Annotated in this window: 11 protein-coding genes; 10 read left to right on the forward strand and 1 reads right to left on the reverse strand. The window is 65.1% G+C overall.

Annotated features, from left to right (window positions below; all coding sequences use genetic code 11):
* Positions 1–11 precede the first annotated feature (11 nt).
* From argB to AC6CHO_RS11855, 5 genes are all read left to right on the forward strand, one after another.
* Positions 12–950, forward strand: coding sequence for an acetylglutamate kinase (gene argB / locus AC6CHO_RS11835; protein WP_498215157.1), 939 nt, complete (start codon positions 12–14; stop codon positions 948–950).
* A complete protein-coding gene (locus AC6CHO_RS11840) occupies positions 947–2,203 on the forward strand; it encodes an acetylornithine transaminase (protein ID WP_498215158.1) in 1,257 nt (418 codons plus the stop codon). The genes argB and AC6CHO_RS11840 overlap by 4 nt, the downstream gene beginning before the upstream one ends.
* Before the next feature lie 52 nt (positions 2,204–2,255).
* A complete protein-coding gene (argF, locus tag AC6CHO_RS11845; protein ID WP_498215159.1) occupies positions 2,256–3,215 on the forward strand; it encodes an ornithine carbamoyltransferase in 960 nt (319 codons plus the stop codon).
* Between the two features lies 1 nt (position 3,216).
* A complete protein-coding gene (locus tag AC6CHO_RS11850) occupies positions 3,217–3,720 on the forward strand; it encodes an arginine repressor (RefSeq protein ID WP_060701171.1) in 504 nt (167 codons plus the stop codon).
* A 94-nt stretch (positions 3,721–3,814) separates the two neighbouring features.
* Entirely contained in the window at positions 3,815–5,629 is a 1,815-nt protein-coding gene (locus tag AC6CHO_RS11855; RefSeq protein ID WP_498215160.1) for an HNH endonuclease signature motif containing protein, read from the forward strand.
* A 92-nt stretch (positions 5,630–5,721) separates the two neighbouring features.
* Here the strand turns inward: AC6CHO_RS11855 and AC6CHO_RS11860 are convergent, their stop codons facing one another.
* Positions 5,722–6,273, reverse strand: a complete 552-nt coding sequence (locus AC6CHO_RS11860; RefSeq protein ID WP_146278093.1) for a macro domain-containing protein — start codon at positions 6,271–6,273, stop codon at positions 5,722–5,724.
* Between the two features lie 215 nt (positions 6,274–6,488).
* Between AC6CHO_RS11860 and argH the strand changes: the two genes are divergently transcribed.
* The 5 genes from argH to tyrS all read left to right on the forward strand — a co-directional run bounded on the left by argH (position 6,489) and on the right by tyrS (position 13,350).
* Complete coding sequence (argH, locus tag AC6CHO_RS11865; protein ID WP_146278094.1) at positions 6,489–7,904, forward strand: argininosuccinate lyase; 1,416 nt, start codon at positions 6,489–6,491, stop codon at positions 7,902–7,904.
* A gap of 103 nt (positions 7,905–8,007) precedes the next feature.
* A complete protein-coding gene (locus AC6CHO_RS11870) occupies positions 8,008–8,748 on the forward strand; it encodes a maleylpyruvate isomerase family mycothiol-dependent enzyme (protein ID WP_146278095.1) in 741 nt (246 codons plus the stop codon).
* 83 nt (positions 8,749–8,831) lie between these two features.
* Positions 8,832–9,380, forward strand: a complete 549-nt coding sequence (locus tag AC6CHO_RS11875; RefSeq protein WP_060701176.1) for an adenine phosphoribosyltransferase — start codon at positions 8,832–8,834, stop codon at positions 9,378–9,380.
* A gap of 198 nt (positions 9,381–9,578) precedes the next feature.
* On the forward strand, positions 9,579–11,852 hold the full coding sequence (locus tag AC6CHO_RS11880) for a HelD family protein (protein ID WP_444660339.1): 2,274 nt from the start codon (positions 9,579–9,581) through the stop codon (positions 11,850–11,852).
* 178 nt (positions 11,853–12,030) lie between these two features.
* On the forward strand, positions 12,031–13,350 hold the full coding sequence (gene tyrS / locus AC6CHO_RS11885) for a tyrosine--tRNA ligase (RefSeq protein ID WP_498215166.1): 1,320 nt from the start codon (positions 12,031–12,033) through the stop codon (positions 13,348–13,350).
* The last annotated feature ends 151 nt before the right edge of the window (positions 13,351–13,501 follow it).

Raw genomic sequence — 13,501 nt, forward strand, 5'->3', positions numbered from 1 at the left:
AGGAATCACCCATGGCCCACACCGCCCGCACCAACCTGGATATCGCCCAGTCCAAAGCCGAAGCACTGATCGAGGCGCTGCCCTGGATCCAGCGCTTTGCCGGAACCACCATGGTCATCAAATACGGCGGCAATGCCATGGTCAACGATCAGCTGCGCCGCGCCTTCGCCGAGGACATCGTGTTCCTGCGCCATGCCGGAATCAACCCGGTGGTGGTGCACGGCGGCGGCCCGCAGATCAACAAGATGCTCGACACCCTGGGCATCAAGTCCGAGTTCCGCGGTGGGCTGCGCGTGACCACCCCCGAAGCCATGGACGTGGTGCGGATGGTGCTCACCGGCCAGGTGCAGCGCGACCTGGTCGGCCTGATCAACTCGCACGGCCCCTACTCGGTGGGCATGTCCGGGGAGGACGGCGCCACCTTGCAGGCGATCCGCACCGGCACCGTGGTCGACGGGCAGCCGGTGGACCTGGGACTGGTCGGCGAGGTCACCCGGGTGCGCACCGACCAGGTGGACTCGCTGGTGGATGCCGGGATGATCCCGGTGATTTCCACCGTCGCCCCGGAATTCGACGCGCAGGGCGATCCGACCGGCGCGGTGCTCAACGTCAACGCGGATACCGCCGCGGCCGCCCTGGCCAGCGCGCTGGGAGCCACCAAGCTGGTGATCCTCACCGACGTGGAGGGCCTGTACGCAGCCTGGCCGGACAAGTCCTCGCTGATCAGCTCGATCACCAACGACGAGCTGCGCGGCATGCTGCCCAGCCTCGAATCGGGCATGATCCCCAAAATGGGCGCCTGCCTCAAAGCCGTCGACGAAGGCGTGGGCCAGGCCCACATCGTCGATGGCCGGGCCCCGCACTCGATGCTGCTGGAAATCTTCACCACCGCCGGCGTGGGCACCCAGGTGCTCCCGGCCTCCCACACCAACTTGAAGGAGGGCAAGTGAGCGAGCAGACCGCGCACACTCCCAAGACCATTGAACTGGCCACCGACCAGGTGCAGGAGCTGGCCCAGCTCTCCTCCTCGGTGCTCGCCGAGCGCTACCAGCAGTCCCTGCTGGGCGTCTTCGGCGCCCCGCAGCGCGTGCTCGTGCGCGGGGCCGGCTGCCATGTCTGGGACGCCGACGGCAACCAGTACCTGGACCTGCTCGGCGGCATCGCCGTCAACACCCTGGGCCACGCCAATCCGCTGCTCACCAGCGTGATCGCCAGCCAGCTGGCCACCTTGGGGCACGTGTCGAACTTCTTCACCTCCCCGAGCCAGATCGCCCTGGCCGAAAAGCTGCTGGAAATTTCCGCGGCCCCGGCCGGCTCCAAGGTCTTCTTCGCCAACTCCGGCACCGAAGCCAACGAGGCCGCACTGAAGCTCACCCGGCGCAACGCCGGCACCGAAGATGCCCCGCGCACCCGCGTGGTCGCCCTGGAACAGGCCTTCCACGGCCGCACCCTGGGCGCGCTGTCGCTGACCCACAAGGAAAAGTACCGCGCACCCTTCGCCCCGCTGCCCGAGAATGTCAGCTGGATCCCCGCCGGGGACATCGATGCGCTGCGCGCCGCGGTGGACGAGACCGTATCCGCGGTGTTCATCGAGCCGATCCAGGGCGAAGCCGGCGTGAAGATGCTCTCCGCGCAGTACCTGCAGGCGGCTCGCGACATCACCCGCGAAGCCGGCGCCCTGCTGGTCTTCGACGAGGTGCAGACCGGCATGGGCCGCACCGGCTCCTTCTTCGCCTCGGCACCGGTGATCCCGGATGTCATGACCCTGGCCAAGGGGCTGGGCGGCGGCTTCCCGATCGGCGCGATGATCGTCTTCGGCCAGGAGAACACCGCCTGGCTGACCCCGGGGGACCACGGAACCACCTTCGGCGGGAACCCGGTGGCCTGCGCCGCCGGCCTGGCGGTCATCCACACCATCGAATCCCAGAACCTGCTGGACCAGGTCCGGTCCAACGGCCACTGGCTGCGCGAACAGCTCGCTGCGGTGCCCGGGATCAGCGCGGTGCGCGGGGCAGGCATGCTCACCGCCTTTGAGCTGGCCCAGGCCAATGCCCCGAAGCTGGTTGCCGCGGCGCTGGACGCCGGATTCATCATCAACGCCACCGATGATTCCACCATCCGCCTGGCCCCGCCATTGGTGATCACCCAAGAGCAATTGGGCAGCTTCCTGGCCGCCCTGCCGAAGCTGATCGCCTCCGCCTAGAACTCCGCCCCCGCCCATTGCGGCCCCCCCCAGCATTAAAGGAGCACCACCCATGAGCGCCACCCGCCACTTCCTGACCGACCTGGATTTCACCCCCGACGAGCAGTCCAAGGTGCTTGATCTGGCCGCGGCAATGAAGGCCGACAAGTACGGCTACCAGCCCTACGCCGGCCCGCAGACCGTTGCGGTCTTCTTCGACAAGACCTCCACGCGCACCCGGGTCTCCTTCCACGCCGGCATCGCCGAGCTGGGCGGATCCCCGCTGATCATCAACTCCGGCGAATCCCAGCTGGGCCACAAGGAATCCATCGCCGACTCCGCCAAGGTGCTTGAGCGCATGGTCTCCACCATCGTCTGGCGCACCTATGCCCAGTCAGGGCTGGAGGAAATGGCCGCGAATTCCTCGGTGCCGGTGATCAATGCGCTGTCCGATGACTACCACCCCTGCCAGCTGATCGCCGACCTGCTCACCGTGCGCGAGCACAAGGGCAAAACCGCGGGCCTGACTATGAGCTACCTGGGAGATGCGGCGAACAACATGGCCAACTCCTACCTTCTGGCCGGGGTCACCGCCGGCATGCACGTGCGCATCGCCGGCCCCGAGGGCTACCTGCCGGCCGCCTCGATCGTCGCCGCCGCACAGGAGCGCGCCGCGCTGACCGGGGGATCGGTCACGATCACCACCGATGCCGCCGCCGCGCTGGAGGACGCCGACGTGGTGGTCACCGACACCTGGGTATCCATGGGCCAGGAGGATGAGAAGGAAGCACGGCTGAAGCTGTTCACCGACTACTCGGTGAGCACCGCGGCGATGAAGCTGGCCAAGGACGACGCCATCGTTCTGCACTGCCTGCCGGCCTACCGCGGCTACGAAATCGACGCCGAGGTGATCGACGGCCCGCAATCGGTGGTCTTCGACGAGGCGGAAAACCGCGTGCACGCCCAGAAGGCCGTGATGGCCTGGCTGATGGTTGCCTCGGGCCTGGCCGAAGATTCGCGAGTGGAGCTCTAGGATGTCCGCCCAGCCAAGCACCAAAACCGCCCGGCAGGCCCGCATCCGCGCCTTTCTGGGCAACAATTCAGTCAAATCCCAGGCCGAGCTGCTCGGGCTGCTCAAGGACGACGGGCTGGAGGTCACCCAGGCCACGCTCTCGCGCGATCTGGTGGAGATCGGCGCGGTGCGCATCCGCGACCACTCCGGCCAGCTGATCTACGCCGTGCGCCAGGAAGGCGGGGACCGTTCCCCGCAGACCGCCATCACCCAGGAAGTGCTCGACGCGCGCCTGGCCAAGATCTGCGCCGAGCAGCTGGTCACCGCCGAAGCCTCCGGGAACATCGTGGTGCTGCGCACCCCGCCGGGGGCCGCGAACCTTTTGGCCTTGGCCATCGACCACTCGCAAATGCCCTCGATCCTGGGCTGCATCGCCGGGGATGACACCATCATGGTCACCACCCGGGATATCGACGGGGGAGCCGAGGTGGCCGCCCGCTTCCTGCAGCTGGCCGAACCGCGCTAGCCGCGCCCCTTGAGCACGCCACGCCGCCGCGCACTTATCCACAGTGCGCGGCGGCGTGCTGCTTAATCCGTGCCCGCCGCCGGAGCATCGATGCATGGAAATGCAGCAGCTCTCGCGCACGCTCACCGCGCTGGCCGACCAGATGGCCGATCAGGGGGACGATGAGCAGCTGCTGGGCGCGCCGCAATTGCTACAGGCCCAATCCCTGTGCCTGAAGCTGATGGCCCGCCTTTCCCGCCAGGCCGAACAGCTGGCGGACCCGCGCGCCGCCGTGGCCTATGCCCAGTTTGCAGAAGCCTTCAGCCGCCAGGCCACCCGCTCGAATATCATCGCCGCCAGCCTCGTGGAAACCACCGCCGCCCATGCCCTGCATCTTCAGGAATTCGACGATCTGTGCGCCGGCCGCACCGACTTCAGCGCCGAACCGCGCTTTGCCGCCGGACGCACGGTCTACCAGGACGCCGCAAACCTGCTGGCCAACCTGCTCGACCTGAACTACTTCGAGGCTTCCCGCCGGGTGGACGACGCGCATCTGGTGCATGCCCGGCGCGAGGTGACCGGAGCCGCCTGCGCACCGCGCTTCACCCTTCTGGCCGAGCATTTCGCCACTGCTTCGGATCCGCTGGCCGCGTCCTCCAACGCGTCTTCGCCCTGGTCGCCGCCTGATCTGCATCACCTGCGCGATCCGCGCGAAGTGCTCAAAACCGCCCGGGCGCTGGATAAGTTCGAACCCGAGGACACCACCTTCGACGGCATCCCCACCTCGGCCACCGCCACCGCGCCCGACGGCGCGCTCTTAGAGGAGCATGCCAGCGCGCTGCTGGCCGAAATTCCGGTGCGCACCCGTCAAAAGCACCTGGCGACGCTCATCAAGGAGTACAAGGATGCCCATGCGCAGACCCGCACTCCGCCGCTGGGCCTCTTCCGCGGCAGGGTCGTCAATGGCGTGCATGAATTCATTGTCCGCGTGTGCGCCTTGGATGCCGAGCTTTGGATCTCGCTGATCGCGCAGGCCGACAACAAGCGCACCCAGGCTGGAGCAGCCGCCCGCCAGGCGTCCGAAAATCCCCAGCCCGAGCAGTCCGAGCAGTCCGAGCAGTCCGAGCAGCCCGAGCGATCCGGGAATTCTGGGCCGCTGGAAGAAGCAACCCCGCACGAAGAATCCCCGGATCAAGGAACCCCGATCGATGAACAGCCCGCCGGCGAACTACCCGGCGAACTACCCGATGAGCTCTGGCACAGCGATGATCCGCTGCCTGAATGGGCCCGCGGCGAAGATTCCCCGCCCGGCGACGCAGATCCGCCCCATCGCACAGCACCCGGTGCCGCCGCGCCGACAATGCCAGGCTCCTGCACCATCCCGGAGCGAAGGCTCAACGCCCTGAACGCGGTGCTGCGCAATATCGACCCTGAAAACAGCACCAAGCGCATCACCCCGGAAATCGTCGTGCACGCCAGCTATGAGGATCTCAACGATCTGGCCTCGCTGCACGGAATCACCGCCCACGGCGTGAAGCTTTCCGCGCCCGAATTGCGCACCATGCTGTGCGAAGCGAAGGTGCTGAGCCCGATCTACAACGCCGACGGGTTGATCATGGACATCGGCCGCGATGCCCGGCTCTTCCCGCGGTGGATGAAGCTTGCCGCCCGTGACCGCGACGGCGGATGCCTGGTGCCTGGCTGCACGGTCGAACCGACATTGCTGGAATTCCACCATTTCAAGCCGTGGTCCAAAGGCGGGCATACCCGGCTGCAAGATTGCTGTCCACTGTGCTCAACCCATCACGTCATGGTCCACAGCGGGTATTTGCGGCTGGTGAAGATCAAGGGCTTGCCCCACGTCATCCTGCCCAGGCATCTGGATCCCGAACAGCAGCCGCGGCGCAATAGCTATTTTGCGCGCACCTGACCAGGCGCGCTTCCACCACCCCGGACATGAGCACTGCCGCGCCCTTCGCTAAGGAAGGACGCGGCAGTGCTCTGCCAGGATCGTTGCGGGAATCAGGCTGCCAATTCCTGGACGGCGTCGAGGTCGAAGGCCCGCTCGAAAGCGGCCTGGACTTCATCGGTATGCGCCACCAGCACAATCTTGTGGATCGGCGAGATGTGCTTGTTGGTATCGATCCAGCGATCGATGGCTTCATGGGCGATGTCTGCCACCTGCTGTGGCTCCCAGCCGAAGGCCCCGGCGCCGATGGCAGGGAAGGCGATGGAGTGGGCATCGTGGCGTGCTGCCACATAGAGCGAGTTCACGAAGCAATCGTTCAAAATTTTTGGGTTGGGCTTGATCAGCGCCAAATTCGGCGCGGCCGTGTGGATGACCCACTTCGCATCAAGATCTCCGGCCTTCGTGGCCACGGCGATTCCTGAAGGGATTCCGTCGGGGTAGCGCTGTGCGCGGACTTCTCGGCAGGCAGCCAGCAGGCTGGGGCCGGCAGCTTCATGAATTGCTCCATCAACTCCGCCACCACCTAGAAGTGAAGGGTTGGCTGCGTTCACAATGGCATCAACGTGCAGGGTGGTGATGTCACCACGGTACAACTGGATTTCCATTTCGTACCTCCGAAGATAGTTCCGATTCGGTTATGGCAACACCTTACGCCCGGGCGCTGTGGACTGGAAGAGGTTAAACATCGAGTTTTCTGCGTGTCGGGCGACGGCGAAAAATGCATGAATCCCCGACGCAATGAATATTTATGAGCAACATTGCATAAAACTTTGCTAGAGTGGGGTGCAGTGCAATTTTCACCGGCAGAAAGGAACGGGCCATGGCCTCGTCAACAAATGAAGGATCGCTCTGGGGCGGCCGCTTCTCCGGCGGCCCTGCGGACGCAATGGCCGCGCTGAGCAAGTCAACCCATTTCGACTGGCGCCTGGCCAGCTATGACATTGCCGGTTCGCGTGCCCACGCCAAGGTGCTCAATCGCGCCGGCCTGCTCACCGATGCCGAGCTGATCGACATGATCGCCGCCTTGGACCAGCTGGAAGCAGATGTTAAATCCGAGGCCTACGTCGCCGCGGAATCCGACGAAGACGTGCACGGGTCCCTCGAGCGCGGATTGCTCGAGCGCGCGGGCACCCAGCTCGGCGGCAAGCTGCGCGCCGGGCGCTCGCGCAATGACCAGATCGCGACCCTGGGCCGGATGTTCCTGCGGGACCACGCACGCATCATTGCCCGCGGCGTGATCGACACCCTCGATGCCATGGTCGAACAGGCCAAGGCCCACCCGTATGCCCCGATGCCGGGGCGCACCCACTTGCAGCACGCGCAGCCGATCCTGCTTTCGCACCTGCTGCTGGCCTACTCCTGGCCGCTGCTGCGCGACGTGCAGCGCCTGGCCGATTGGGACAAGCGCGCTGCGGTTTCCCCCTATGGCTCTGGTGCGCTGGCCGGCCAGACCCTGGGCCTGGATCCGAACTTCGTCGCGGCCGAGCTCGGCTTCGACTCTGCGGTGCACAACTCGATTGATGGCACCGCCGCCCGTGACGTTTTTGCCGAATTCTCCTGGATCGCCGCGATGATCGGGGTCGATCTTTCCCGCGTTTCGGAGGAAGTGATCCTCTGGGCGACCAAGGAATTCAGCTTCGTGAAGCTGCACGATTCCTTCTCCACCGGCTCCTCGATCATGCCGCAGAAGAAGAACCCGGATATCGCCGAGCTGGCCCGCGGCAAGGCCGGGCGCCTGATCGGCGATCTCACCGGCCTGCTGGCCACCCTCAAGGCGCTGCCGCTGGCCTACAATCGCGACCTGCAGGAGGACAAGGAACCGGTCTTCGACGCCGCGGATACCTTGGAAATCCTGCTCCCGGCCGTCGCCGGCATGATGGGCACGTTGACCTTCAACACCGAGCGCATGGCCGAATTGGCGCCGCAGGGCTTCGCGCTGGCCACCGATATTGCCGAATGGCTGGTCCGCCAGGGCGTGCCTTTCCGTGATGCGCACGAGCTCTCCGGCGCCGCGGTGCAGCTGGCCGAATCGCGGGGCGTGGAATTGTGGGATCTGACCGACGAGGAATACGCCGGCATTTCCGAGCACCTGACCCCGCAGGTCCGCGAAGTCCTCTCCACCGAAGGCTCGCTGAACGCGCGCAACGGCCAGGGCGGCACCGCGCCGAGCGCCGTTGCGGCCCAGCTGGTGGAATTCGAACGCCAGCTGGCGGAAATCAAGGCGTGGGCTAGCTAGGATCCAGCCACGCGGCCTGCCCGCTTGCGGCGGCCACCATGCGGAATGCTCCGCGCGGTGGCCGCTTGCGCGTTAACCCGCAACCCGCGCTAAAGTGTGTGCTATGGCACAACTTTTGGCTCCCGCCGACCTTATCGCACAAGTCACCTCCGCATTGGACGAACTGGCCGATCAATTGCGCGGGGTCCCGGCCGCCGATTACGCCAAACCCAGTTCGCTGCCGGGCTGGAGCACCGCGCAGCTGATCGCCCATTTGGCTTCCCTGGCCAAAGCGGCGGTGCGCCAGTTTGAGCGTGCCGGCACCGAGGATTTGCCGCCAATGTACGACGGGGGAGCCGAAGGGCGGATCGAGGCCATCAACATGACCGCGCTGATGCGCCCCGAATCCTTGCAGGCGTTGGCCCTTGAGGCGCTAGCCCAACTGCGTGCGTCCTTGCCGCAGGCCGAGCAGAAGTGGGAAGCGGGCGTCGGATATCGTCCCGGGGCGCAGGTCGCGGACATGATGTACGCAACGTGGCGGGAAATGCTGATCCACGCCACGGACCTTGACCGGGCAATCCGACCCCCGGCCACCTGGCCGGCAGAATTCTGCGCCCATTTATTCAGGGCGCTGGTGGCCCGCGTGCCGCAAGGAACGCGACTGGTCCTCCAACCGCATGGCAAGGCCCGCATGGTCTTGGGGCAAGGCGAGAAATCGTGGGTGCTGTCCGGCACCGATTTCGACCTGGCGGCATGGCTTGCCGGCCGCGAAATTCCTGGTTCCATCCGTGTCACGGCCGCCGCCGACGGGGCTGCCGATCCGCAATTGCTGCCGTGGCCCAGCGACCGATTGATGGAACGTTAAGCGCGCCATTGCATGGGCAGCGGCCAAAATGTGCTCATGATTATGCATCCTGACGCATCATCGGGCGGGCAGAAGGACTAAAATTGCTAGGCGTGACTACTTCTGAGAGCATTAGCGACCTGCTGGACCGACTGAGCAAGATCGTCCCCGACTATCCGCAGCCCGGGATCTCCTTCAAGGACCTGACTCCGGTTTTCGCCGATCCGGTGGGCTTGCGCCGCATGGTTGACGAGCTGATCGCCCCCTTTGAAGGGCAATTCGACATTGTCGCTGGCCTTGAGGCACGCGGTTTTGTGCTGGCCGCGGCCGCCGCCTATGCCTCGGGCAAGGGCATGCTCACGATCCGCAAGGCCGGCAAGCTGCCACGCGAGGTCTACCGCGACGAGTACACTCTGGAATACGGCACCAGCTGCCTGGAAGTGCACAAGGACGAGATCGCGCCGGGCACCCGCGTGCTGATCCTCGACGACGTGCTCGCCACCGGCGGCACGGTCGGATCCTCGGTGCGCTTGATTGAAAAAACCGGTGCCGTGGTCGCCGGAGTCGGCGTGGTGCTGGAACTGGATGGCTTGAACGGACGCGGAAAGCTGGAAGGGCACACAGTGCATTCCCTGCAGGTCGTCCACTCCTGATTTCACGGCCGATCGCAGTAATACTGCGCAGTGTTTCACGCCGCTGGCGAACAGCCGGCGGACCAAGACAGCGAGCAGCAGGCGGACAGCTGGCGCCACATGGCCCAGGGGCCGCACCAGCCCGCCCGGAGGATTACCGGCCAGCGATTAAAGGCGCGTATCATTATCTGTCCTGTGATTTTGCGCAGGATGCAGATTGTGAGCGCGAAGGGAACCAGGTTGACCGAGACGATCGAACGCGACTTGTTGGCTGAATCCGAGTATGTGGGCCGCTTGTATGAGCGGCTCGACGAACTGCGCGCCGAAAAGGTCGAGCAGCTTGAGCGCACCCGGGCCCAGGGAGCCGTTGGAACCTTCCAGAACATGTCCGAGCGCGACTCCTTCGCTACCTTGTACGAGGACCGGATCGCCCAGCTGGACGCGGTCCAGGACCGGCTGGTTTTCGGGCGGCTGGACATGAAAGACCAGGAGCAGGAACAGGGCCCGCGCTACATCGGGCGCATCGGCCTGTCCGATGAAGAGCTGAACCGGCTGATGATCGACTGGCGCGCTTCCGAGGCCGCCCCCTTCTACCAGGCCACCGCGCTGAACCCGCGCGGGGTGCGCCGCCGCCGCCACCTGATGCTCAAGGGCCGGAGCGTGGCCGGGATCGAAGACGACGTGCTCGACGAGACCTGGCTGGATGAGGGGCATACCCATCACGGCGAGGGCGCGCTGATGGCTGCCCTGCGCGAAAAGCGCACCGGCCGCATGGGCGATATTGTCGGCACCATCCAGGCCGAGCAGGACGCGATCATCCGCGCGCAGCTGCCCGGCGCGGTGGTGGTCCAGGGCGGTCCGGGCACCGGCAAGACCGCGGTGGCTCTGCACCGTGCCGCCTTCCTGCTCTACGAATACCGCGAACGGCTCAAGAACGCCGGCGTGCTGATCGTCGGCCCGTCGAATTCCTTCATGCGCTACATCGAGCGCGTGCTGCCCTCGCTGGGCGAGACCGGCGTGGTGATGTCCTCGGTGGGCGATCTGTACCACGGGCTGCATGCGGTGCCCGAAACCAACCGCACCGTCGCCCGGCTCAAGGGCCATATTTCGATGGCCAAGGTCGTCGCCAACGCCGTGCGCAACCGCCAGCGCCTGATTCCCGCTGACCGCACCGTGGTAGTGGAGGGCACCCGCCTGACGCTGACCCCGAAGATGGTCCGCAACGCGCGCGAACGCGCCCGCCACACCCACAAGCCCTATAACGAGGCCCGCGAAACATTCGTAAAGGTGCTGGTGGGCGACCTGGCCGAGCAGCTGCGCCGCAAGCTGGAGGAATCGGCCGGGCAGTCCTCGACCACCGACCGCTCCTACCTGCCCCAGGAAGTGCGCGAATCGCACGATGTGCGCGTGGCGCTGAACCTGTGCTGGATGCCGATGACCCCGCAGCAGCTGGTGGCCGAGCTTTTTGCCACCCCGCACCTGCTCGCCGCCGCCGCGCCTCACCTGAAGGAGTCCGAGCGCGACGCCCTGTACCGCCGCGCCAACTCCCCGTTCACCGAGGCCGATGTGCCGCTGCTGGATGAGGCCGCGCAGCTGCTCGGCGACTTTGCGGACCCCAATGCGGCCGCCCACTCCGCGCAGTATGAGGCGGATGTCGAAAACGCCAAGGCCGCGTTGACCAATATGCACACCATGCTGGAAAACGCCGGCATCGATGGCGTAATCACCGCCGAACAGGTAGCCGGGGTGAACCAGGAAACCGCAGCGAAGCTCTCCGCAGCCGAACGCGCGGTGGCCGATCGCACCTGGGCCTACGGGCACATCGTCGTTGACGAGGCACAGGAGCTTTCGCCCATGCAGTGGCGCCTGCTGGTGCGCCGCTGCCCGATGAAGTCCTTCACCATCGTGGGCGATATCGCGCAGACCTCGGCGGCTTCGGGCGCCAACAGCTGGTCCCAGGCGCTCAAGCCATTCTTCGGGGAGCGGTTCGACCTTGAGGAGCTGACGGTCAACTACCGCACCCCGGCACAGATTGCCGATGCCGCTGTGCGCGTGGCCCAGGCCGCGGGCTTGCGCATCACCACCCCGCAGGCTGTGCGCGAGGGCGACTGGCCACCGGTGATCACCAAAACCACGCAGGAGCATCTGGACGCAGCGGTTCTTGATGCGCTCGCCCAGGAATTGGCCTATTCCGCTGGCGGCCTGCAGGCGGTTATCGTTCCGCAGCAGGACCTTGGCCGGATCCGTTCTGCGGTGAGGGAAGTCCATGGCGATCGGGTGGGCACCGGATCGGGCGGATTGAGCCAGGACATCGTGGTGATCACCGCCCGCGAGTCCAAGGGCCTGGAATTCGACGGCGTGCTGATCCTGGAACCCGCACAGCTGGTTGCGGAAGTCGACGGCGGCGTGGGGGATTTGTATGTGGCGATGACCCGCACCACCCAGCGCCTGCATCTGGTGCATAGCCAGCCGCTTCCCGAGGGATTGGACTAGGCGCGAGCAGATGTGACCAAGGGCGGGGACCGGCAACTGGCACTTGTCCATGGCCAAGCGATAATCTGGGAACTGCGCGCCGAGACGGCAACCCCAACTCGCGGTGCAAAAGCAGAACCGCGTGAGATCTTCACGCGTAACAGGGGCAGAACGAAGACAGAAAATGGTCACAGTGAGCATGTCTGATACCAAGCAGAATCCCGTGATTGCGGGTCAGAGCAACGACGCATCTTTTCAGAACGTCTGGCAGGAACTTAAGTGGCGCGGCCTGGTGCACGTATCCACCGATGAGACCGAGCTGGAACGCGCCCTGTCCGAAGAGACTGTGACCTACTATTGCGGGTTCGACCCCACTGCGCCTTCCCTGCACCTGGGTAACCTGGTGCAGCTGCTGAACATGCGCCGCCTGCAGCTGGCCGGCCATAAGCCGCTGGCCTTGGTCGGCGGTTCCACCGGCTTGATCGGCGATCCGCGCCAAACCGCGGAGCGCACCTTGAATACCAAGGAGACCGTGACCGAATGGGTCGCCAAGCTCCAGGCCCAGGTTTCCCGCTTCCTCTCTGCCGAGGGGGAGAACGCGGTACAGCTGGTGAACAACTTGGACTGGACCCAGCAGCTTTCCGCGCTGGACTTCCTGCGCGACGTGGGCAAGTACTTCCGTGTGGGCACCATGGTCAAGAAGGAGATCGTTGCCGCGCGCCTGAACTCCGACGAGGGCATCAGCTACACCGAATTCTCCTACCAGGTGCTGCAGGGCTACGACTTCCTGGAGCTGAACCGCCAGTACGGCTGCACCCTGCAGACCGGCGGCTCGGACCAGTGGGGCAACCTGACCAGCGGCACCGATCTGATCCGCAAGGTTCAGGGCAATTCGGTGCACGCCTATGGCACCCCGCTGATCACCAACTCGGACGGCACCAAATTCGGCAAGTCCGAAGGCAACGCCATCTGGCTGGATGCAGAAATGTGCAGCCCGTACACCTTCTACCAGTTCTGGTTGAACACGGCTGATGCCGATGTGATCGACCGCTTGAAGGTCTTCACCTTCTTGACCCGCGAGCAGATCGCCGAGCTTGAGGCCGAAGTTGCCGAGCGCCCATTCAAGCGCGTTGCCCAGCGCACCTTGGCCTGGGAAGTGACGTCCCTGGTCCATGGGGAGCAGGCCACCGAGCAGGTGATCGCTGCTTCGGCCGCAGTATTCGACAATGGCGATCTGGGCGCGATCGACTTGCCTACCTTGGAATCGGTCATCGCCGAGCTTCCAACCGCCAAGGTTGAGGCCGGCGATCTGGGCATCCTGAATGTGCTGCATGCATCGGGCTTGAGCAAGTCGCAGTCGGAGGCCCGACGCACAGTGAGCGAGGGCGGAGCGTATGTGAACAACGAAAAGGTTGAAGGCATCGACACCGTGCTCAGCGTGGCCGACTTCCTGCACGGACGCTATGCCATCGTTCGACGCGGCAAGAAGAACATGGCCGTGATCGAGCTGGCGCAGTAGGACTGCAATACCGGCGAACTACACGAAACCACCAAAAATGTTGTGAAGCAGCACACTTTTTTGGTGGTTTTGTTGTACTCGGAACTGATATTCCCTAGTCAGTGCATGATTTGAGGCCAAAATCCGACACGCTTTCCGATTTTGCGTCTGG

Source organism: Glutamicibacter sp. GQ173, from assembly GCF_059759215.1.

Bases quoted from the DNA above. Each gene is read 5' to 3' on its own strand.
- argB (WP_498215157.1), top strand. From the start codon at position 12: ATGGCCCACACCGCCCGCACCAACCTGGATATCGCCCAGTCCAAAGCC.
- argF (WP_498215159.1), top strand. From the start codon at position 2,256: ATGAGCGCCACCCGCCACTTCCTGACCGACCTGGATTTCACCCCCGAC.
- AC6CHO_RS11850 (WP_060701171.1), top strand. From the start codon at position 3,217: ATGTCCGCCCAGCCAAGCACCAAAACCGCCCGGCAGGCCCGCATCCGC.
- AC6CHO_RS11855 (WP_498215160.1), top strand. From the start codon at position 3,815: ATGGAAATGCAGCAGCTCTCGCGCACGCTCACCGCGCTGGCCGACCAG.
- AC6CHO_RS11860 (WP_146278093.1), bottom strand. From the start codon at position 6,273: ATGGAAATCCAGTTGTACCGTGGTGACATCACCACCCTGCACGTTGAT.
- argH (WP_146278094.1), top strand. From the start codon at position 6,489: ATGGCCTCGTCAACAAATGAAGGATCGCTCTGGGGCGGCCGCTTCTCC.
- AC6CHO_RS11870 (WP_146278095.1), top strand. From the start codon at position 8,008: ATGGCACAACTTTTGGCTCCCGCCGACCTTATCGCACAAGTCACCTCC.
- tyrS (WP_498215166.1), top strand. From the start codon at position 12,031: ATGTCTGATACCAAGCAGAATCCCGTGATTGCGGGTCAGAGCAACGAC.